Source organism: Paraburkholderia silvatlantica, assembly GCF_003096715.1.
Classification (GTDB): Bacteria; Pseudomonadota; Gammaproteobacteria; order Burkholderiales; family Burkholderiaceae; genus Paraburkholderia; species Paraburkholderia silvatlantica.
This window is the reverse complement of record NZ_QEOL01000003.1, coordinates 353,302-375,569: the sequence shown is the minus strand read 5'-3', so window position 1 is coordinate 375,569 and position 22,268 is coordinate 353,302. Positions and strand designations below refer to the sequence as shown.

The following is a 22,268-nucleotide window of genomic DNA, read 5'->3' as shown; positions in this document are numbered from 1 at the left end:
AAGGGAGAACGTATGCGCAGCAGCAATCTCACCGCCCGCACGGAGCGCAAGCCGTTTGAGCTGCCGCGCTACGACGAAATCGCCCTTGTTTTGCAGGGCGGCGGCGCGCTCGGGTCCTATCAGGCCGGCGTGTTCGAAGGGCTCGCACAGGCCGGCGTCGAACCGCATCGCATTGCGGGCGTATCGATCGGCGCGCTCAACACGGCGATTATCGCGGGCAACGAGCCCGCGCGGCGCGTCGAAGCGCTGCGCGGCTTCTGGGAGTCGATCTGCCATCCGCTCGACTGGTTCGGGAACCTCGGCGCGCTCGCCATGCCGCTGTTCAGCCATCAGGATTTGTCGCGCCGTTGGGCCAGCATGTGGGCCGCGGGTCGCGCGCTAACCGAAGGCCAGCCGGGCTTTTTCGCGCCGCGGCGGCCGTTGCCGGTGGCAGGCTGGCAAAGGGCGACACCCAACGCGGTGAGCTACTATGACACCGCCGCACTGAAATCGACGCTGCAACGTTTCGCCGATTTCGACCGTATCAACGATGGCCCGATCCGGGTGTCGGTGGGGGCCGTGAACGTGCGCAGCGGCAATCTCGTCTATTTCGACAACGCGAAGATGCGGCTCGAGCCCGAGCACTTCATGGCATCGGGCGCGCTGCCGCCGGGCTTTCCGGCCGTGGAAATCGAGGGTGAGTATTACTGGGATGGCGGCCTCGTGTCGAACACACCGCTCACGGAGGTGCTGCGCGACGCGGACCACAAGGACACGCTCGTATTCCAGGTCGATCTATGGAGTGCGAGCGGCAACGTACCCGCCGATTTCCTGGACGTGGCCGAACGAGCCAAGGACATTCAATATTCGAGCCGCACGCGCGCCATCACCAACATGCTTGCCGATCGGCAAAAGCATGCGCGCTTTATCAAGGAACTCCTCGAGCACGTGCCCGCCGAGGCGCGCCGCAACGATCCCCTGTTCCGGCTCGCCGAGAAAGTGGCCGATGGTTCGTCGATCAATGTGATCCATCTGATCTACAAGAACAAGCCTTACGAAGGGCATTACAAGGACTACGAATTCAGTGCCGATACCATGAAAGAACACTGGTCGAGCGGCGTCGAAGACATTCGCGCGTCGTTTGCGCATCCGGACTGGTTCTCGATACCGAGCCGCGAGCAAGGCTTCGTCACGCACGACATCCATCGGCGCGCGGGCGAAGTGCCCGAGTCGGATCGCGCCGAACTGAGCGCCGGCACTTCGGGACAGGTGGATCTGACTCGCAAGGTCGCGTAGGCTCAGCGGTCGGAGACCGCGATGCCGATTCATGCCGAAGTGTCATTTCCGCGCATTCGATCAAATGCAGACGTTTGCAGTTCATTTCCGGGACTGTATGGCTGCTGCCGCAATACCCGCTCCAGCGAACGCGCACGCGGCAGATACAACGGCGACGGCACGCAGCGCGTCGATCATGGCGTCCGCTTGCGCACGCGCCACCAGCGTTGCATACGGCGTGCCGGCGCCGTCCGATGCGAGCCCGCCTTGCCCGACCGGCTCCAGCAGTTGCCCCGTCTGGCGCGCGTTCACCGGCACGTGCAACGCGTCGAGGCGCGCCGCTAGCGCCGCGTGATGCGACCACACGAACACGATGCCAAGCACCGCCACCGCCAGCAGGCTCGCCACGCGCGCCACGGCGTTGTTGATGCCGGACGCGACGCCGGTGCGCTCGCTCGACACCGCGCCCATCACAGTCGTGGTGAGCGGCGCGACGGTGATCGTCATGCCGAGCCCGAGCACCGCGAGCGCGGGGAAGAATCCGCTCCAGTAGCTTCCGCGCACGAGCGGCAACGCCAATAGCGTGAACCCGAGCCCGGCGACGCCCGGGCCAACGGTCAACAGCGCGCGTGAGCCGAAGTGGCTCGTCAGTCCACCGGTGAAGCGCGACAGCAAACCGATGATGACGGGCACCGGCAACAGCGCGGCACCCGCTTCGGCCGCGGTGAAGCCATGCGCGCGGATCAGCGTGAACGGCAGGAAGAAGAACGCGCCGCCGAGCCCGAAGTAAAGCAGCAGTGTGACGAGATTCGCACCCGTGAAGTCGCGTGAACGGAACACATCGAGCGGCATCATGGGGTTGGCGCTGCGCGCTTCGATCATCACGAATGCAGCGAGCACGAGCATGCCCGCGCCAATTGCGACCAGTACGAACGGATGCTCGAAGCCTCGCGCCGAAGCCTGGGTCAGGCCGAAAGTCAGACTGGCAAGTCCTGCTGCCGCGGCCATCGCGCCAGGCCAGTCGAGCTGTCCGGGCGCATCGGGCCTGTGACTGTTGGGTACCGATGCAACAGCGAGCGCGATCGTCAGCACGGCGAGCGGGACGTTCAGGAAGAAGATCGCACGCCAGGAAAGTGCATCGACGAGCCAGCCGCCCGCCACGGGTCCCACCGCCGACGTGATCGCGCCGACGCCGGCCCAGGTGCCGATCGCCCGCCCACGTGCTTCGTCGTGGAACACCGCGCCGATGATCGCGAGACTGCTGGGGACGAGCAGCGCCGCGCCGATGCCTTGAGCCGCGCGGGCGGCGATCAACGCAGCTGCATTCGGCGCGAGGCCGCAAGCCGCCGACGCCAGCGTAAACAGCGCAGTGCCCGCGATGAACACCGTGCGGCGGCCAAGCCTGTCCCCCATCGACCCGCCGACCAGCACGAGGGAGCCGAGAAACAGCAAATATGCGTTGACGACCCATTGCATCGCCGCGACGCTCGCACCGAGTTCGCTCTGAATGGACGGCAGTGCGACGTTGACGACGGAGCCGTCGATGAACGCCATGCTCGAACCCAGGATCGTCGCAGCGAGCGCAAGGCGCTTGCGCCGACACGGACGGTCAATTACGGTGGGCTGCGCGCGGATAACGAGCGCGTCGCACGGGCTCGCCTGCGCGGCGACGACATGCGCGCCCTTCGGCTCGCTTTCAACAAGATCCCGGCTGGTCAAGTTCGCTCCCGTGTGGATCGATGGTAAACAGAGTCTGTTGACGTCGGGGACGCGAGTCAACCCGGGAGACCGCATACGCGTCGGCAGCGGTCACCGTGCGAACGCGATCCAGATCAGGCTGGCATACATCGGTCTGCCGGCCACAGCGCTGCGCCGTCCCCATTTCGCCACACGCTTGTGCGCGAACGCGCTGAAGGCCGCGCCCCGTCCTTACCGGTTCCTGAGGCGGCATTCGCCGCCCACGCGTTCCCTCGCGCGCGTACGATTGCGTGCAGCGCGATGACGACGAGAGGGGAGCCATGGCGATAGAAGCATCCACGGGCGGCGTGCAACAGTCCGACCCCAAAGTCGCACTTGCCCTGCAAGGCGGCGGCTCGCACGGCGCTTTCACGTGGGGCGTGCTCGATCGATTGCTGGAATCGACATCGCAGGGCACGCCGTTCCGTGTCGAGGCGATCAGCGGGGCCAGCGCGGGCGGAATCAACGCGGCGCTATGCGCGGCGGGCCTGGCCAGCGGCGGCGCAGCAAAAGCGCGCGAGCGGCTGCGCACCTTCTGGGAAGCGGTGTCGCACGCCGGGGAGCAGGCCGGCAATGCGCTCTTCGGCTTTTCCGAGCCTGGGCCGTTCGGCGGCTGGAATATCGACTGGAGTCCTGGCGCCATATTTTCGGAGATCGTGGGACTCGTCGCTTCGCCTTACAACAATCCCTTTTATCGCGATCCGCTCGGGCCGGTGGTCCGCTCCGCGCTCCCGGAATCTGATCTCTCCACGCTCAATGCGAAACGCGGCGGCCCGCGGCTATTCGTATGCGCGACCAACGTACGAACCGACGAGCGCATCATCTTTACGCAGCCCGAAATTTCTGTCGATGTGCTGCGCGCGTCCGCATGCCTGCCAGGCGAATTCCGCACCGTGAACGTCCACGGCGAACCGTACTGGGACGGCGGCTATCTGGGCAATCCGCCTTTGGCGCCGCTGATCGCCCATGCCCAGGACCTGATCCTGATCCTCGTGAATCCGTTCGTGCGCCACGACATGCCGCCGAGAAATGCGCGTGGCATTCTGAACCGGCTCAACGAAATCGGTTTCAACGCTTCCGTGGTGCTCGAGATCAACGCGATCGAGGCGGTCAACCGCGTGCTCGACTCGGTTGGGGAAGAGGCCGCGAGCAAAAGCCGCTTCAAGACCGTCCGGTTTCACCTGATTCGCGACGACGACTTTCTCGCGCAGTTCGGTTTCGTCTCCAAGAGCAGCACGTCCTGGTCGCTGCTCAAAACGCTGTTCGACCGCGGACGCGAGGTGGCGCAGGTGTGGCTCACAGAAAACTACGCGAATCTCGGGAAAGTGTCTTCGCTCGACGTCAAGGATGCGTTGCTCGATCCAACGCTCAAACGGGTCAGCGGGACGCACACGCAGTAACGCCTGTGGCGTGGCGTGAGACACTGAAGCAGTAGGCCGGTAAACTGAGCGCGCCCGTGCTCATGGCCGGGCAGGAGCGACCGCGCCACGGTTGGGCGGATATTCGGAGCAAAACCAGGTGAACACAGAATTTTCCCGGCTTCCCGTCTACTTCTATGGCTACGACGACATAGAAACCTTTTGCCTGTCTAAAAGAGAGCAACTGGTTCGGGAAAACACAGGTTTGATACTCGGCATCTTGCGCGGGGGCGCCATACCTGCCCTGATGCTTTCGCAGATGCTGGGCCTGCCGGTCGACTTTGTACACTACGATCGTCGGGAAGCAAGGGCCGAAATCAACAACCAGAAAGTGTTTGCTCTCGTCGATGCCTGCATCGAGCAAGGCAAGACAATCCTTCTCGTGGACGATGTTGCCGGTGTTGGATATACGCTGGCCAACTGCTACGAGTATTTGCTTTCTTTTGTTAAAGACGAGTCTTTGATCAGAGTGCTGACGCTGGTGCACCACGCCGATAGTAGAACGGAAGCGGACCACTACAAAGACTGCTCTTCGGTGCACGCAATATTGCCGTGGGAGCGGTACGTCACCAGTCGCCAGTGCTTCGACGATTTCGTGAAGGCGGAAGCGGCACTGCTGGAAGATCAACGCTACAAAAAGACATTGGCCATTGACGACTCCGCCTACCCTTTGAACCTGAAACAGGAATGGAGGGTGGACAGCCGTCTTGAATTCACGGGCGATCACCACTCGCTCCTGCAAACCATCGAAACCGTTGGGCCGGAGGAGATTTATTGCAACAACGAGTGTCTGATAAAAGTCTTGCTCAAAGCGTTTCCGTTTTCCATCATTTATAAAACGATCAACAACAAGCGATACAGAATCATCGCTTTGGATTAGCGATTGACTCGGTACTCTACCTCCCAGCGAGTACGCGTAGCGTCACGTTGTAAGCAAACGGACGCCGTGAGCGTTACGAACGATTGCGATCATGTCCAGTGTGTTTGCGCCGCTTGTGTTCGCCAGATCACATACGCCGACAACCATCCGGACTTTAATTTCCTCATACTGTGCCGGCTGCCCCGACATTCTGACCTAAGTGCTGCGCCGTTCATCGTCCAGAGAACAGGAGTGAATGATGCCGGGTCTCCTTTCGTGCATTGTCAGGACCCTGCAGCGACCCGTGCGCAAGCCCGCCGCGGCTTCGACGCCTCCACCTGCGCCGTCGTGGCAACTGCCTCCGGACTTCTCGCGTCGGGAACTGGAGCAGGTCGAGCGACATCGGATTGCGGTCGATCTTCCCGAATTGCCCAGCGCCACCGATGCCTGCGGCCTGGCCATCTCGGGCGGCGGCATACGGAGTGCCGTATTTTCGTTAGGCATCCTTCAGGCACTGGCCGACACGAAGACGCTGAAGCGCTTCGACTATCTTTCCACGGTTTCGGGCGGCAGCTACATCGGCGCATTCTATGGCAGTCTTTTCGTTCCTGACGAACTACGCGCAGGGAACTTGCGACTTGAGCAATCAGCTTTCATCGCTCAGGCCCAGAGGGCGTCGGGCAAGCTATGCCCGGACGCGGCGCCCGACGAAGCGGACGCAGTCACGCCCATCGCCTATTTGCGCGACAACTGCAACTATCTCGTGCCGAACGGCTTGAAGGACTACCTTCAATACCTCGTGTTCTCGATGAGAAACTGGTTCGCCGTACAGTATGTGATCGGCGTGTCGCTTCTGACGATTCTTCTTGCGTTTGGCCTGCTGGACTTCGCCGTGCACGATTTGGCCGCGCAGCTCCTCGGCCCGCCCTCGCCGGCATCGGACGTCTGGTGGTTCTACGTACTTTCGCCGCACCCTGCGTCGTGGTTGACGCATCCATCGATGGCCGTAGCGGATCTCAAGCAGCTGCACCTGGTCTCGCCTGAAGTGTGCTGGTCTCCGTTGCTCTCGTCCGTGCCGGACGTCTGGTGTTCCCCTCTGATCGTGGGCGACCCCTGGTGGGCTCCACTGCAATCGGCCGTACCCGACATCTGGTGGGCCCGCTCGCTGTTGCCCGGAGCCATCGCCGTCCTCATCGCTGCATTTGTTTTTTCTCCGCTCAGCCGCGCCTACTGGCTGACCCAGAACCTCGCACAGAAAACGGGCTTCGTAGGAAAGTGGCTGCCTTTCATATCGCTATTCATAGTCACTTCACTGGCCGTCAGCACAATCGTCGTATTCAATCACGGATCGTCAAAGCCAGTAACGGCACTGCTGCTCGGCCAGCTGACGCATCCGTCCGCCAAGCTTCTCGCCGCACTCTTCGTCATCAGCACGGGTGTGCTCGGCACCCTGTTTCTGGTCATCGCGTGGCTATATGTCGGCAAGCGAGGCAGCGGCTCAGGCAAATCGTGGTACCGCGGCTCGGTTCCCTCCTCGTCGCCGCGCTCGGATAGCCGCGCCTTCGTCGACCGCTTGCGCAATGCGCTCACGAACGCGTTCACAACACCGCTTCGTCTCTGTGGACATCATGTCGGCGCCGGACCGATTCAGATTGTGCTCTGGATGCTGCTACTCGCGCTCGTCGACGCACTCGGCGGACTCACGTACGAAGCCACTCGCCACCTATCCATGAACTTCCTGAGCGCGCCGAACTCCGGCCCACTGGGCGTGCTGGCCGGCATCGGCGCTGTGCTATGGAGTGTCGCCCGTTTCCTGTTAGCGAAAGGCGATAACATCGTTGGCGGTCTCAGCAAAATTCCGCGCCTCGTTCTCGCATCGGTCGCCGCGGTCTTCGCGGCGCTCGCCACGCTGGCGTTCTGGTCCACCGTGGCCCTCTCGATCTCGATGGTCATATGGCGGCATTACGGCAACGACCAGGACTACGCATCGCGCATGGCAATCCTGTGCGTTGCCTTTCTCGCACTGGCGATGGTGGATGGCCTGTGCATCCAGTTCCTGAATCTCTCGACCTATCAGCGGCTTTACAGCACGCGCTTGACCCGCGCGTTTCTGGGCGCGACCAATGCCACGCGGCTGAACATGCCCGCCATGCGTGACGTGACCAATCTCGTGGCTGGCGACAGCATCACGATGGGGGAATATTTCCACTCCCGTAGTCATGCGCCGGTTCATCTCATCAACGCGACGATCAACAAGACGATCGACTGGGACTCGTCGCTGGTACAGCGTGGCGCCCGTGGGCTCGCCTTTAGCATCGGGCCTGGCGGCATGACCGTGGGCGCCAGGCTCGGCGTGCTCGAGTGCGAATGGGAAAGCGCGAACGATATTTCGACGCCGGCGTGTTACGTCCGTGGGGAATCGCGCACGCGTGACATCTGGCTCGAATCGATGACGCTGGGCGACTGGGTCGCCATTTCCGGTGCCGCTGTGAGCACCGGGCTCGGCCAGAATACGCACGTTGGTTACTCACTGCTGCTTGGCGTGGCGAATATCCGTCTCGGCTATTGGTGGGATACGTTTTCGAAGCCATTCCAGTTGGGTGCGGTGAACTTCGAGCGCAAGCGTGTGCCGATACCCGACGCGAACCTCCCTCACCGTTTTCTCTCCGAGAAACTCTTCGGCACGCAGTTCTGCCTCATGGACGAATTGACGGGTGAATTCGACGGGCCGCGTGGGCGCCGCTGGTATCTCACCGATGGCGGTCATTTCGAAAACACGGGTGCCTACGAATTACTGCGGCGCAAGCTGAAATTCATCGTGCTGATCGACAATGGCTGTGATCCGGAATATCAGTTCGGCGATATTGCAAACTTGATTCGTCGCGCGCGCGTCGATTTCGGCGCCGAAATACGCGAGCCGCGCACACGGCTCCCGCTCCCTTCCTGGTTCCGCCTGAATCCGGCTCACATCGCCTTGTCGATCGGAGAATTCAGGAGGAAGCGAAAGTTCCTCGCGCTCCAGTTCGCGGTTACGTTTGCCAACGGGACTAATGGGCAGATACTGGTCATCAAGCCTCGCGTCACCTCCGCCGCCCCGGCCGACGTGCGCGAGTATCGGAAGCAGAACCCCTCGTTTCCCAACGAGACTACCGCCAACCAGTTTTTCGATGACGTCCAGTGGGAATCGCATCGCGAGTTAGGATATTCGCAGATGTGCAACCTGCTGCGGCCGTGAAGACGGAGATGCACATGTGCGCTATCCCCTACGACCCATCGCGCGACGCGCTCAACTCGCCGGAACTCAGGCCGACGGTGTTCACTGCCGGTGGCAAATACGACATCGGCGGACTATGCGCGGAGTTCGCCCGGCTTGCCTACATACGCTACGAGAAAGGCGGGGCCGAACTCCAGCGGCTCGAACAAGCGCTCGCGCTGGTGGATTTTGAAGGCGCCGTTCCCTTCAACAATGCCGCCGACGACACGCATGGCTTCGGCGCCGCGAGGCAATCCGACAAGCTTGTCGTGCTCGCGTTCCGGGGAACGGAACCGCAGTCGCTTACCGATATCGCAATCGACCTCGAAGGCAGTCTGACAGACTGGACGGAAAGCGCAGGGAAAGTCCACGCCGGATTTGCACATGCCGCCCGCGGCTTGCGCGCAGCGGCCGACAACTGGCTCAAAGAGACAATTGCACCGGGAACCCAACTCATCGTGACAGGCCATAGTCTCGGTGCAGCCATCGCGACGCTCTTTGCCAGCCTATGCACGCCAAACGCCCTCGTGACGTTCGGTTCGCCTCGCGTAGGCGACGCGACGTTTGTCGCGACGCTCGACGGGGTCGGCATCACCCGCTATGTCGACTGCTGCGATCTCGTCACCGATCTGCCACCGCCCATTGGCGGATACGTCCACGCAGGAGCGTCGAACTACATCACGCGCGCAGGCGCGCTGGCACCGCACGCCGACGATGCCTTCGTGCAGGCGGACCGCGCCGCCGCGCGTGACGACTATCTGCTCAACTACGCGTGGCGCATCGGTAACGTCATGGTGCGCGACCTCGCGGATCACGCCCCGATCAACTACGTGAGATGTCTCGTTCCGTGAAGCGACACGCCGCCGTCAATCAGACTAACCGGGCCCTCCCGCCTGATTAGACGCGTCCCCCTCCCGACGCACCGGTTGCGTCTCCTTCAAGCTCTTCGCAAGCCGCGAAGCCTGCAGATAGCCGGGGTTCGCCGGCCGCTTCAGGTAACGCCCGGCACCGCGCCGCGCCCGCAGATCGCCGTTCGCCCACACGAGTTCGCCTTGCGAGACCGTATGAGTGGGCACGCCGCGTACCGTCATGCCTTCGAAGACGTTGAAGTCGACGTTCTGGTGGTGCGTCTTCACCGAGATCGTACGCGTGGCCTGCGGATCCCACACGACGAGGTCGGCGTCGGCGCCGGCAGCCACCGTGCCCTTGCGCGGATACAGATTGAAGATCTGCGCGGCGTTAGTGGAGGTCACTCGCACGAATTCGTTCGGCGTGAGGCGGCCTGTGTTCACACCCTGATCCCACAGCACCGCCATGCGATCTTCCACGCCGCCGCATCCATTCGGAATCCTCGTGAAATCGTTGCGGCCCATTGCCTTCTGCGAGGCACAGAACACGCAGTGGTCGGTCGCGGTGGTGTGCAGCAGCCCGCCCTGCAGCCCGCGCCAGAGCGCGTCGCGGTGCTCTTTCGTACGGAACGGCGGGCTCATGACATGGGCGGCGGCGCGCGTCCAGTCCGGGTCTCGATACACGGACTCGTCGATCACCAGATGCCCGGCGAGCACCTCGCCGAACACGCGTTGCCCTTCGCTGCGCGCGCGGGCGATGGCTTCGAGCGCGTCTTTCGCCGAGACATGCACGATGTACACCGGCACGCCCAGCACCTGCGCAATGCGAATTGCGCGATTCGCCGCCTCGCCCTCGACTTCGGGCGGCCTCGAAAGCGGATGCGCCTCGGGCCCCGTGAAGCCGCGCGCAAGCAACTGCCGCTGCAACTGGAAAACGAGTTCGCCGTTCTCGGCATGCACGGTGGGCAACGCGCCCAGTTCGAGCGAACGCGCGAAGCTGTTCACGAGAATCTCGTCGTCGGCCATGATGGCGTTCTTGTACGCCATGAAGTGCTTGAAGCTCGACACGCCGTGTTCGTTCACGAGCAGGCCCATGTCGCGATGGACGCTGTCGTCCCACCACGTGACCGCGACGTGGAAGCCGTAGTCGGCGGCGGCCTTTTCGGCCCAGCCGCGCCACTCGCGAAACGCGTCCATGAGCGGCTGCTTCGGGCTCGGAATCACGAAATCAATGATCGACGTCGTGCCTCCCGCCAGGCCCGCCGCCGTGCCCGTGTAGAAGTCGTCGCTCGCCGTCGTGCCCATGAACGGCAGTTCCATGTGCGTATGCGGGTCGATGCCGCCCGGCATCACATACTGGCCGCCCGCGTCGATCACCGTGGCGCCAGCGGGCGCGTCGAGATTTTCGCCCACGGCCTGGATCACGCCGCTTTCGCAAAGCACGTCCGCACGCCAGCTCTTGTCCGCATTGACGACGGTGCCGCCTCGAATCAGGATCGCCATGATGCCAAGTCTCCTTCAGTTAAGCGAATTCGCGCTGCAATCCCTCACGCACTTGCCACACTCGGGCGCCGGCTCTTGCCGAGCTTCATCATCACGCCGTAGACGAGCGCCGCAATCGCCAGTCCCACGAACCACGCGTAGGTGTAAATACTTTTGAACGCGTCGGGAACGGAGGGAAACACATTCGGGAACGCGGTATTGAGAAAGCCCGGCAGATTGGGCAGCACGCCCACGACCAGCGCGATGACGGCCGCCGGGTTCCAGCCGTTCGAATAGGCATATTCGCCGTTCTCCTCGAATAGCTGGGCCGTATCGAGGCGCGTGCCGCGAACGAGGAAGTAATCGACGATGAGAATGCCCGCCACGGGTCCGAGCAACGCGGAATAGCCGACGAGCCAGGTGAAAATGTAGCCCTGCGTGGTGGCGAGAATCTTCCACGGCATCATCACGATGGCGATACCTGCGGTAATGAGCCCACCCGCCTTGTACGAGATCGCCTTGGGCCAGAGGCTCGAAAAATCGTAGGCCGGACCGACGAGATTGGCGGCGAGATTGCAGCACATCGTATCGAGCGTGAGGATGACGAGCGCGATGCCCACGCCCACGCCTTCCATGCGGCTGGTGAGATCGATGGGGTCCCAGATCGCCTTGCCGTAGATCACCACCGTGGCAGAAGTCACGACGACCGAGACCACCGAAAGCAGCGCCATTGGAATGGGCAGGCCGATGGCCTGCCCAACGAACTGGTCCTTCTGCGTTTTCGCGAAGCGCGTGAAGTCGGGAATATTGAGCGCGAGCGTGGCCCAAAAGCCCACCATGGCCGTGAGACTCGGCCAGAACGTCGCCCAGAAGAGACCCGCCTTCTTGCCGCCGGCGGCGAACTGGGAAGGCTGCGAGAGCATCGAACCCACGCCGCCCGCCTTCGAACAGGCCCACCACACGAGCACTACGCACATCACGACCTTGATGGGCGCGGACCAGCTTTCGAGCCAGCGAATCGAATCGGTGCCATGCAGGATGAAGTAGAGTTGCAGCACCCAGAACACAAGGAAGCACGCACCCTGGCCGATCGAGATGCCGAGAAACGGCAGCGCGTCGCCCACCAGAGCGTTGTGCGTAAGGATATTGGCGAGCGTATAGATGGCGCTGCCGCCGAGCCACGACTGGATACCGTACCAGCCGCACGCCACGATGGCGCGCAGCATGGCCGGCAATTTCGCGCCCTGCGTGCCGAACGAGGAACGCACCAGCACCGCGTAGGGAATGCCGTATTTCGTGCCGGCGTGCCCGATCAGCAGCATCGGCACGAGCACGATGAGATTGCCGAGCAGCACCGTGAGCACCGACTGCCACGGCGACATGCCCTGCTCGGTCAGCCCAGCCGCGAGCATGTACGAGGCGATGTTCATCACCATGCCCACCCAGAGCGCCGCAAAGTGATACCAGCGCCACGTGCGCTGCGCGGCGCCGGTTGGCGCGAGATCGTCGTTGTATAACTCGCTTTCGGCGCGGCGCACGCTGGCGTCGCCTGTCAATGGCTGACTCATGGTTGCAGTTCTCCGTGGCTTGTCGTTGGTCTGGTTCGGTTCGGCTCAGTTCTGTTTCAATGCGTCAGGCGGCTTTCGGATCGGCCACGCGCGCCGGGTTGTTGGGATGCGTGGTCCAGTTCGCGTAGCGGCCCGAGTCGACGCGCTCCATCGTGATGCATTGGTCGACCGGGCAGACATGCATGCATAAATTGCACCCGACACAGTTTGCGTCGACTACCTCGAAGTGACGCTTGCCGTCGCGCGTGGCGGTAATCGCCTGATGCGACGTGTCCTCGCAGGCGATATGGCAGAGCCCGCACTGAATACAGCGGTCCTGATCGATGCGTGCCTTGATGTCGTAGTTCAGGTTCAGGTACTGCCAGTCGGTGACGTTGGGCACGGCGCGGCCGCGAATGGCGTCGAGATTCGCGTAGCCCTTGTCGTCCATCCAGTTTGAAAGGCCGTCGATCATATCGCTGACAATTCGGAATCCGTAGTGCATCGCGGCGGTGCACACCTGCACGCTTGCCGCGCCCAGCACGATAAATTCGGCGGCGTCTCGCCAGTCGGAAATGCCGCCGATACCGGAGATGGGCAAGCCGTGCGTTTGCGGGTCGCGCGCGATTTCCGCCACCATGTGCAGCGCAATGGGCTTCGCGGCGGGGCCGCAGTAGCCGCCGTGCGTGCCTTTTCCATCCACGGTGGGCAGCGGCGCCATCACGTCGAGATCGACGCCCACGATCGAATTGATCGTATTGATGAGCGAGACGCCGTCCGCGCCGCCCTTCATCGCCGCGCGCGCGCCGTGGCGTATGTCGGTCACGTTGGGCGTGAGTTTCACGAGGCAAGGCAGGCGCGTGCCCTCCTTCACCCAGCGCGTGACCATTTCGATGTATTCGGGAACCTGCCCCACGGCCGCGCCCATGCCGCGCTCGCTCATGCCATGCGGGCAGCCGAAGTTGAGCTCCACCGCATCGGCGCCGGTAGCTTCCACTTGCGGCAGGATCCACTTCCAGTCCTGCTCGGTGCAGGGCACCATCAGCGAGACGATGAGCGCCCGGTCTGGCCAGTCGCGCTTCACCTGCGCGATTTCCTTGAGGTTTACGTCGAGCGGCCGGTCGGTAATGAGCTCGATGTTGTTCAACCCTGCCATGCGCTGGCCGCGCCACGTGGTGGCGCCATAGCGCGAGCTCACGTTCACCACGTGCGGATCGAGCCCGAGTGTTTTCCAGACCACGCCGCCCCAGCCCGCTTCGAAGGCGCGGTTGACGTTGTAGGCCTTGTCGGTGGGCGGTGCGGAGGCAAGCCAGAACGGGTTCGGCGATTCAATGCCGGCAATCGTGCAGCGCAGGTCGGCCATGATGCGACTCCTTCGTGTTGTCTGGATTCAGTGTGCTGCTCGCCTGGATCAAGCTGCGCAGTTCAAGCGGCTCTGGCGGACTGACTCCGCGAGGTAGCGGTCGATCGCGCGCGCGGCGAGCTTGCCGTCCTGCACAGCCTGCACGGTGAGATCGGTTGCGCCATGGCCCGCGCAGTCGCCACCCGCGAATACGCCTTCGACGGATGTCGCTCCATGCGCATCCACGGCAATGCGCGCGCCGCCCGCGGTAAGTTGCAGGGCGTCGGGGCCAACCAGGCCTTCGGGCAAGAGCTTTTGACCGATGGCTTTCAAGACCATGTCGGCTTCCACGCGCACGATCTCGCCGGTGCCGCGCAACGCGCCGCCCGCATCGAGCGCGGTGCGCTCGAACTCCACGGCCTGCACGCGGGTGTCGCCGGTAATGCGCAGCGGCTTCATCCATTCGACCAGCACCACGCCCTGCGCGCGTGCGAATTCCTGCTCGGCCCAGGTGGCGCTCATCTGCGCCGCGCCACGGCGATAGGCCAGCGTCACCTGCTCCGCGCCCAGCTTGCGGCTTTGCACGGCAGCGTCGATAGCCGTATTGCCGCCGCCGATCACCACGACCTTGCGGCCCACCGCTAGCGTAGAAAGTTCGTCGGCTTCGCGCAGGCGTGCGATAAATTCCACAGCATCGCGCACGCCATCGAGCGCTTCGCCTTCAATGGCAAGCGCCTGCGTGCCGCCAAGGCCCACGCCAATGAACACGGCGTCATAAGCGGCGCGCAGTTCCGTAAGCGTGACGTCACGGCCAAGCCGCTGGCCCTGACGTATTTCGATCCCGCCGATGGAAAGCAGCCATCGCACTTCGCGCTGCGCAAAATCGTCGACGACCTTGTACGCTGCGATGCCGTATTCGTTGAGCCCGCCCGGCTTCTCGCCCGCGTCGAACACGCTCACGCGATGCCCGGCGAGCGCCAGCGTATGCGCGCAGGCAAGCCCCGCCGGTCCGGCCCCGACCACGGCAACGCGCCGTCCCGTCTCACCCGCGCGTTTGAAGAGCGCCGGCGCGCCGGCGGCTTCGCGTGCCATCTGAAAGTCGGTGGCATGGCGCTGCAGCGCGCCGATCCTGACTGGTTCGCCGTCCTGATGATTCCGCACGCACGCACCTTCGCAAAGAATTTCGGTCGGGCACACGCGCGCACACGTGCCGCCCAGCGGATTCGCGCTCAATATGTCGCGCGCCGCGCCCTTGAAATTGCCGTTGCCGATCTTGCGGATAAAGCCCGGAATGTCGATGCCAGTCGGGCAGGCAGCGACACAGGGCGCGTCGTAACAATAGTGGCAGCGGTCGGCGGCAATGACGGCTGCGTTGGCGGAGAGTGGCGGTGCGACGTCGGCGAAGTTGCAGCCTAGCTGCTCGGCCGTGAGGCGGCCAGGCGCGATGCCGTCGGCGGCATTCGAGTGGGACTGGGACATCCGGACGCTCCTTGCGAGGCACAACACGGGTCCGCCGGCTGTGCATGACATGCGCAGCCGGTACATGGGGAAAGCGTAAAAGACAGCGCGGCTCTCAGGCCGCTTGCATTGGTGTCGAAGGCGTCAGCCGGATTCGTTCGCGCGTTCGAGCATGGCGTGCAGCAGCACGTTCGCGCCCGCCTCGATCCATTCGATCGTCGCGTCCTCGACCTCGTTGTGACTGATGCCGTCGATGCATGGCACGAACACCATCGAAGTCGGCGCGACCGTTGCGAGATAGCACGCGTCGTGGCCCGCGCCCGAAACGATCTCGCGGTTCGAGTAGCCAAAGCGCTGCGCCGCCGCGCGCACGGAGTTCACGCAGGCCTTGTCGAACGGCACCGGTGCGTAATAGAAAATCTGCTCGACCTGCGCTTCGAGTTTGCCTTGCCCGGCAATCCGTTCGATGCCTTCGCGCAACTCGGCGTCCATCTGCGCGAGCACGTCGTCCTGGGGATGGCGGAAATCGATGGTAAAGAACACGCGGCCCGGAATCACGTTGCGCGAATTCGGGTGCACCTGCATCATGCCGACCGTCGCACAGGCTAGCGGTGCATGGCGCAGACCAATGTCGTTCACGAGCTGCACGACACGCGAGGCGCCCAGCAGCGCGTCGCGGCGGCGCGGCATGGGCGTCGGGCCCGCGTGCGCTTCCTGCCCCGTGAGCACGACTTCGTACCAGCGCTGCCCCTGCGCGTCCGTCACGACGCCGATCGTCTTGTTTTCGGCTTCGAGTATCGGCCCCTGCTCGATATGCAGTTCGAACGCCGCGTGAATCTTGCGCCCGCCGCACGGCAGTTCGCCCGCATAGCCGATGCGCTGCAACTCCTCGCCGATAGTCTTGCCGTCGACGTCCTTGCGGGAAAGCCCGTAGTCGAGCGTGAAAACGCCCGCGAACACGCCGGAGGCGACCATCGCTGGCGCGAAGCGCGAGCCTTCCTCGTTGGTCCAGATCACGGTTTCAACGGGGCGCTCGGTTTGGATGCCGTGATCGTTGAGCGAGCGGATCACCTCGAGCCCGCCCAGCACGCCATAGATGCCGTCGAAGCGCCCGCCCGTGGGCTGAGAGTCGGCGTGCGAGCCGGTCATCACCGGCGGCAGGTCGTTGTTGCGTCCCGCGCGGCGCATGAACACGTTGCCCATCTGATCGACGCTCACCGTGCAGCCCGCCTCTTTCGCCCATTGCACGATGAGATCGCGCCCTGTCTTGTCGAGATCGGTGAGCGCGAGACGGCACACGCCGCCCTTGGGCGTGGCGCCGATTTTTGCCATCTCCATCAGGCTGTCCCACAAACGCTGGCCGTTCACGTGAATCGCGGTCGTCAGCGCGGCTTCGCTTACTGCGTTCATGCGTGCCCTCCTTTCCGTGTTCGTCAAACGTGCATTCGCGCCACCTTCTGGGGCGGGAAGCGCCATGGCGGTGCACGCTCGAATGGCGCATCGCGGCTCCCGAAACCCCGCCCCGCGAATCCTGTCCGATTGGACAGGTTGTAGGCGATAAACTTCTCGAATTCAATGCGGTGTTACCAGCGAGAAGCGTGCCATCGATGCTGCGGTGCGCGAAAACCCGCCCGCGTTCCGCGCGTTTTCCCCGAGGGCGGTGAATGCACAAGGCGCTTACATCGTGACTACAATGAAGCCGGCACGGGCGCGGCAGCCGTGCACCGCCTCTTCGCTTCTGAACGGACCGACCATCATGCGCGACGACGAACCCACGACACGAGCCGCGACCCGCGCGATGCGCGGTACGGCGCACGAACGGGAAGCCGCTGACGCAGCGCACAAGCCGCGCAGGCGCAAAGCCGCCATTCGCGAGTCGAACGAAGCCCATCTGCTCGCCTGCGCGGAGGCGGTGTTCGCCGAGCGCGGCTTCGAAGGCGCGAGCACGGCGCTGATCGCGGAGCGTGCGGGCCTGCCGAAGGCCAATCTGCACTACTACTTCCCGACCAAACTCGCGCTCTACTGGCGCGTGCTCGACGATCTGTTCGAGGAATGGAACGCGGCCGCCAATACCTTCGACGCGAGCGACGATCCGGTCGAGGCCATTGGAGGCTACGTGCGCGCGAAGATGGAACTCTCGCGGCGCAGGCCGCTTGGATCGAAAGTGTGGGCGAACGAGATCATCAGCGGCGCGACGCATATGCAGGACATCCTGCTCAAGCGTGTGAAGCCGTGGATGGAAACGCGCGTGAAGCTGATCGATCACTGGATTGCGGAGGGATTGCTCGCACCCGTCGATCCGAAAACGCTGCTCTTCATGATCTGGGCAACCACGCAGCACTATGCCGACTTCGAGGCGCAAATTCGCGCGCTCTCGGGCAAGCGCGCGCTTTCGACGGCGGGATTCGAGGCGAGCACCGAGGAAGTGGTGCGGTTGATCTTGCGCGCGAGCGGCGCGCGCTCGCCTGGGCTTTGAGCGAAGCCGCAACAGCCTGCTGCTCGCGCAAACGCGGCGCGCCCCACCTGCCGCCCTTTTTCCGCCCCATTCGATATCAAGCGATGGCGCGAAATATAAAAACCATGGCGTCCAATCGTAAATGCGAGATTCGCGTTTGCCGTATTGTGTAATTTCAATCGTGAACCCAGTACCGACGACACTTCGTGTGAAGAATCACGACACGACGGCTGAACGCGCTCCCCATTTCCTTAGGATCACCCATGAACGACATTGCAGGATACGACTTCGAAGACCTGGCGCCAGGGATGAGCGCGACACCGTTTGCACCGTCCATGGCGAGGTTGTCGTCGACGGTGACGCGCTCGTCATGCCCACTTCGCGCGCGGATCGCACCCGCGAAACACGTTGCGCAGACGCTTTGACGAATACCGCAGTGGAACCGGCATGAGCAATCACTTCAATATGCCCGACGAGGTTGCGCACGGATTCTCGCGCTCGGCGAAGGATTTCCTGAGCGCATTGGCCGGCATCCCGGCGAGCGCAGCCGTTGCGCCGGCTGTGTTGCATGAAGCCGGCACTCGCTACTGGGAACAGCAGTGGGCGCTGTGGACGAACATGCTGAACCCGCAGGCGGCCGCCGGCCAGGCATGCCGCGACCAACGGTTCCGGGCGGACGAATGGACCAGCAACGTCTGGTACAACCTGCTCCGGCAGAGCTACCTGGCCAACGCGGGCCTGCTCGAAGACATGGTCGGCGCGACAGGCTATGACGAAAGCGAAAAGCACAGGCTGCGCTTTTTCGTGCGCCAGTTCATCGATGCGGCGAGTCCCACCAACTACGCTGCGACCAATCCCGAAGCGATCAGGATGGCCATCGAGTCGAACGGCGATAGCCTTCGTACGGGCATGAACAATCTGCTTGGCGACCTCGCGCGCGGCACCATTACGATCACCGACGAAGCCGCCTTCGAGGTGGGTCACAACGTTGCCGTGTCCAAGGGTGCGGTGGTCTTCGAGACCCCCCTGTTCCAGCTGATTCAGTACGCGCCGCTCGGCACACACGTAGCAAAACGTCCTTTGCTGATCGTGCCGCCTTGCATCAACAAGTTCTATATTCTCGACCTTCAGCCTGAAAACTCGTTTGTGCGCTTCGCCATCGAGCAGGGACAAACGGTATTCATGGTGTCGTGGCGCAACCCCGATGCGGAAACTGCGCAAACGACATGGGACGACTATCTGGAAGCCGGCGTGATGCAGGCAATCGATGTCGCGCTTGCGATCACCGGCGCGGACAAGGTCAACACGGTAGGCTGGTGTGTCGGCGGAACGATCCTCTCTTCGGCGCTTGCGGTGATGCGCGCGCGCGAAGAAGAAAAGGTTGCGAGCCTGACGCTTCTGACGACCATGCTCGACTTCACCGACCCGGGCGATCTCGGCGTATTCATCGACGAGCAAACCGTATTGCAGCGCGAGCGTTCGATAGGAAGCGGCGGCATCTACCCGGGGCGGGAACTCGGCTTCGTATTCCAGATGCTTCGCGCCAACGATCTGATCTGGCCTTATGTGATCAACAACTATCTGAAGGGAATGCCCCCCGCGGCGTTCGACCTGCTCTACTGGAATGCCGACAGCACCAATCTGCCCGGCCCGATGTACACCTGGTACCTGCGCAATATGTACCTGGAAAACAACCTGCGCGAGCCCGGCAAGCTCACCATGTGCGGCGTGCCGGTCGATCTCGGCCGCGTCGACATGCCAGCCTACGTACTGGCGACCCAGGACGATCACATCGTGCCGTGGAGATCGGCGTGGCGCAGCACCCGGCTTCTTGGCGGCGAAGCCCAGTTCGTGCTCGGCGCGAGCGGACACATCGCCGGCGTCATTAATCCGGCGAAAAAGAACAAACGCAGCTATTGGGTTGGCGGTGTGAACGGCAATCCTGAAAGCGGCGCCGACGGATGGTTCGCTTCTGCGCAGCAGACTTCGGGCAGCTGGTGGAATCACTGGATCGCGTGGCTGCAGCCGCACGCGGGAGATCAAGTCAAGGCGCGCACGAAGCTGGGAAGCACGAAGTTTCGGCCGATAGAGCCCGCACCTGGGCGTTACGTCAAGGCGCGGGCGAATTGAGTCCATGCGCGAGCAGACACCGATGCGCGCTGGATCATTCGCCGCGCATCTTCTGGCGAAGTTCAGGTACGCATTGGAACGCTGATCGCGATTTACTGGCTACACTCCGGATACACGCGCTCACACAGCACGACCTCCCGATTGCGGCGTAGCTTCAACATCGGTCACTTTATGCGCCGCGATTCACGCCATCGCGGCGCGATGTCTATGGGAAGCACTACGCATGATCAAAGGCCGGGTTCGCGCAGCATTGCTGGGTCTTTTCGTCGCCGCAACTGCACCTGCCAGCTACGCGCAATACACGACCGACTGGCTCGCCAACACCTTCGGCACACTCGCCGCACACGTCGGCAACGGCGCGCGCTCGATGTGGGTCGCACCCGAGGGTGTCATCTATACGTCATCGCGCTGGGACGAAAACGCGGGCGGTGTCGCACTCTATCAGAACGGCGCAACGCTCGGCACCATTGGCGCGCACGACGAGTTCCAGGGCAGTGCGATCACGGGCAACGCGACGTCGATCTTCGTCGCGCTCGGTTATAGCCGGGCATTCGGCAGCGGATCGGTGGGCCGCTACAACCGAAGCTCGAACACACGCGACCTTCGCATCGCCGTGAGCACGTGGACCGGAATCCAGAACGCGGACGTGATCACCGGTCTCGCGACAGCGGGCACACTCCTCTACGCCAGCGACTATTACGGCAATCGCATACGTGTGTACACAACCGACGGCGTCTGGCAGCGCGACATCGGCGTCCAGCAACCCGGCGCGCTCGCAGTCGACGGTGCAGGCAACGTCTGGGTCGCGCGCGAAAACGCAGGCGTGATCGCACAGTTCAGCCCGGCTGGCGCGCCGATGAACACGATCCAGATGGCCGCGGGCGCCCGGCCATCGGCACTCGATTTCGACGCGCCGACGAACCAGCTGCTGGTTGGCGACGAGGGGCCCGACATGAACATCAAGTGTTACGCCCTGACCGGGGTGCCGGCGCTGGTCGGCACGTTCGGTGTGCAGGGCGGCTATCTCGACACCACGACGGGCATCAAGGGGCAGGTCGGCGACAAGCGCTTCACGCGCGTCGTCGGTATCGGCAAGGATGCAGCGGGCAATCTGTACGTGCTCAACAACGCATGGGGCGGCGACTGGGACCTCGGCCGCAACGGCAGCACCGACATTCATTCGTACAACTCAACGGGCACGCTGCAGTGGACCTTGCAGGCGCTCAATTTCGAGGCGATCGCGGCGCCCGACCCGGCGACCGATGGCGCGAACTTCTATAGCGGCAACACGATCTACACGGGTACATCGGGCGGCACGTTCCTGGCGAACACGATCGATCCGTTCAGCTGGCCGGCCGACCCGCGCCTGAACATGAACGACTATCAACGCGGCCAGCTTTTCGGACAGCTCGTGGTGGTGGGCGGCAACCGCATTCTCGTCGCCTCCGGGCAAAATCCCGACACGTTCAACTTCTTTCATTTCCAGCCGTCGAGCGGATACATTGCCATCCCCGACGGTTCGATCCCGGGCAAAGCGTTCAACACGAATACGAAAGTGACGGCCGGCTTCGCAATCGACGGTAACGGCGACGTCTGGGCCGGCCTCGACCGGACCAACCAGATTTACCATTACCCGCTGACTGGCTTCGACGCGAACGGCAAGCCATCATGGGGCGCCGCCAGCACGATCCAGATCCCGCGGACCGTGCGCCCGCTCACGCGGATCATCTATCAGTCGGACAGCGACACGATGATTCTCGCGCAAGGCATCGCGGGGAGCTGGGACTGGACAGCGATGAACGGGCACATCGAGATCTATCACGGCTGGAAAGCGGGCAACGTGAGCGCGCCGGGTCCGGTGATCGATCTCACGAGCGCGAATCCGAAATCGATCGCGGCGGCGGGCCACTACCTGTTCGTCGGCTACGTGCATACGGTTCCGAATATCGACGTGTTCGACCTCGATACCGGCAGTCTTGTCACGACATTGACGAACTCCAACCCGACGACGATGGATGTCGGCAACGACGTGGACTCGATGTACGGCATTCGTGCGTACCTGCGCTCGACCGGCGAATACGTCGTCACGAAAGACAATTACAACGGATCGAGCGTCGTGGTTTATCGCTGGCACCCGTGACGCCTGTCCCTGGCGGTGCCTGTGCATCAGGACACGCTGCCGGGCCAGACCCCGTTCAGGTCCGAACGGAGCCGGGTTCCCGAACCTACGCCATTCGCTAGTCTTTCTTCGCCAACCTGTTCCAACTCAACCGCTAGCCCTGACAATCCACATATAGGCCAGGTCGTTTACCGGGTCTGCGAATCATATGAGTGTGATTGATTCGCGATGCGAATCAAATGAGAGATGACGCGGATTTCCAATCGCCGTATTCTGCCGCGATAAGTCGTTGCGTTCCGCTTATAGGAGGCGGAGTCGCAACGAAGAGAGTTCTTCTGAACAATGCCGACGACACGCATCGGGAGG

General features: G+C 63.0%; 14 protein-coding genes. 8 read left to right on the top strand and 6 right to left on the bottom strand.

Annotated elements, in window-relative coordinates; all coding sequences use genetic code 11:
• Window positions 1-12: 12 nt before the first annotated feature.
• Entirely contained in the window at window positions 13-1,275 is a 1,263-nt protein-coding gene (locus C7411_RS06100; RefSeq protein ID WP_110388078.1) for a DUF3734 domain-containing protein, read from the top strand.
• 81 nt (window positions 1,276-1,356) lie between these two features.
• On the opposite strand, the gene C7411_RS06095 is transcribed toward C7411_RS06100, so the two are convergent.
• Window positions 1,357-3,048, bottom strand: a complete 1,692-nt coding sequence (locus C7411_RS06095) for an MFS transporter (protein WP_110388077.1) — start codon at window positions 3,046-3,048, stop codon at window positions 1,357-1,359.
• A 224-nt stretch (window positions 3,049-3,272) separates the two neighbouring features.
• Between C7411_RS06095 and C7411_RS06090 the strand changes: the two genes are divergently transcribed.
• The 4 genes from C7411_RS06090 to C7411_RS06075 all read left to right on the top strand — a co-directional run bounded on the left by C7411_RS06090 (window position 3,273) and on the right by C7411_RS06075 (window position 9,372).
• Window positions 3,273-4,391: a patatin-like phospholipase family protein gene (locus C7411_RS06090; protein ID WP_110388076.1), complete on the top strand. Its 1,119-nt coding sequence runs from the start codon at window positions 3,273-3,275 to the stop codon at window positions 4,389-4,391.
• Between the two features lie 118 nt (window positions 4,392-4,509).
• Entirely contained in the window at window positions 4,510-5,289 is a 780-nt protein-coding gene (locus C7411_RS06085) for a phosphoribosyltransferase (protein ID WP_165822750.1), read from the top strand.
• Window positions 5,290-5,572: 283 nt separating this feature from the next.
• Window positions 5,573-8,503, top strand: coding sequence for a patatin-like phospholipase family protein (locus C7411_RS06080; protein WP_165822749.1), 2,931 nt, complete (start codon window positions 5,573-5,575; stop codon window positions 8,501-8,503).
• Window positions 8,446-9,372: a lipase family protein gene (locus tag C7411_RS06075; RefSeq protein WP_243413062.1), complete on the top strand. Its 927-nt coding sequence runs from the start codon at window positions 8,446-8,448 to the stop codon at window positions 9,370-9,372. Before C7411_RS06080 ends, C7411_RS06075 begins: the two co-directional genes overlap by 58 nt.
• 24 nt (window positions 9,373-9,396) lie before the next feature.
• Here the strand turns inward: C7411_RS06075 and hydA are convergent, their stop codons facing one another.
• The 5 genes from hydA to C7411_RS06050 form a co-directional block, all read right to left on the bottom strand.
• Window positions 9,397-10,872, bottom strand: a complete 1,476-nt coding sequence (gene hydA, locus C7411_RS06070; RefSeq protein WP_110388072.1) for a dihydropyrimidinase — start codon at window positions 10,870-10,872, stop codon at window positions 9,397-9,399.
• A gap of 44 nt (window positions 10,873-10,916) precedes the next feature.
• The gene (locus C7411_RS06065; protein ID WP_110388071.1) at window positions 10,917-12,419 is read right to left on the bottom strand and encodes an NCS1 family nucleobase:cation symporter-1; all 1,503 of its coding nucleotides are present in this window, start codon (window positions 12,417-12,419) and stop codon (window positions 10,917-10,919) included.
• A 64-nt stretch (window positions 12,420-12,483) separates the two neighbouring features.
• Complete coding sequence (gene preA, locus C7411_RS06060) at window positions 12,484-13,761, bottom strand: NAD-dependent dihydropyrimidine dehydrogenase subunit PreA (RefSeq protein WP_110388070.1); 1,278 nt, start codon at window positions 13,759-13,761, stop codon at window positions 12,484-12,486.
• A gap of 48 nt (window positions 13,762-13,809) precedes the next feature.
• Window positions 13,810-15,219, bottom strand: a complete 1,410-nt coding sequence (locus C7411_RS06055; RefSeq protein WP_110388069.1) for an NAD(P)-dependent oxidoreductase — start codon at window positions 15,217-15,219, stop codon at window positions 13,810-13,812.
• Between the two features lie 123 nt (window positions 15,220-15,342).
• Window positions 15,343-16,608, bottom strand: a complete 1,266-nt coding sequence (locus tag C7411_RS06050) for a Zn-dependent hydrolase (RefSeq protein WP_110388068.1) — start codon at window positions 16,606-16,608, stop codon at window positions 15,343-15,345.
• Between the two features lie 346 nt (window positions 16,609-16,954).
• On the opposite strand from C7411_RS06050, the gene C7411_RS06045 reads away from it, so the two are divergent.
• From C7411_RS06045 to C7411_RS06030, 3 genes are all read left to right on the top strand, one after another.
• Window positions 16,955-17,674, top strand: coding sequence for a TetR/AcrR family transcriptional regulator (locus tag C7411_RS06045; RefSeq protein ID WP_110388137.1), 720 nt, complete (start codon window positions 16,955-16,957; stop codon window positions 17,672-17,674).
• A gap of 426 nt (window positions 17,675-18,100) precedes the next feature.
• The gene (phaC, locus tag C7411_RS06035) at window positions 18,101-19,783 is read left to right on the top strand and encodes a class I poly(R)-hydroxyalkanoic acid synthase (RefSeq protein WP_110388066.1); all 1,683 of its coding nucleotides are present in this window, start codon (window positions 18,101-18,103) and stop codon (window positions 19,781-19,783) included.
• A 223-nt stretch (window positions 19,784-20,006) separates the two neighbouring features.
• Entirely contained in the window at window positions 20,007-21,923 is a 1,917-nt protein-coding gene (locus C7411_RS06030; RefSeq protein WP_110388065.1) for an NHL repeat-containing protein, read from the top strand.
• The last annotated feature ends 345 nt before the right edge of the window (window positions 21,924-22,268 follow it).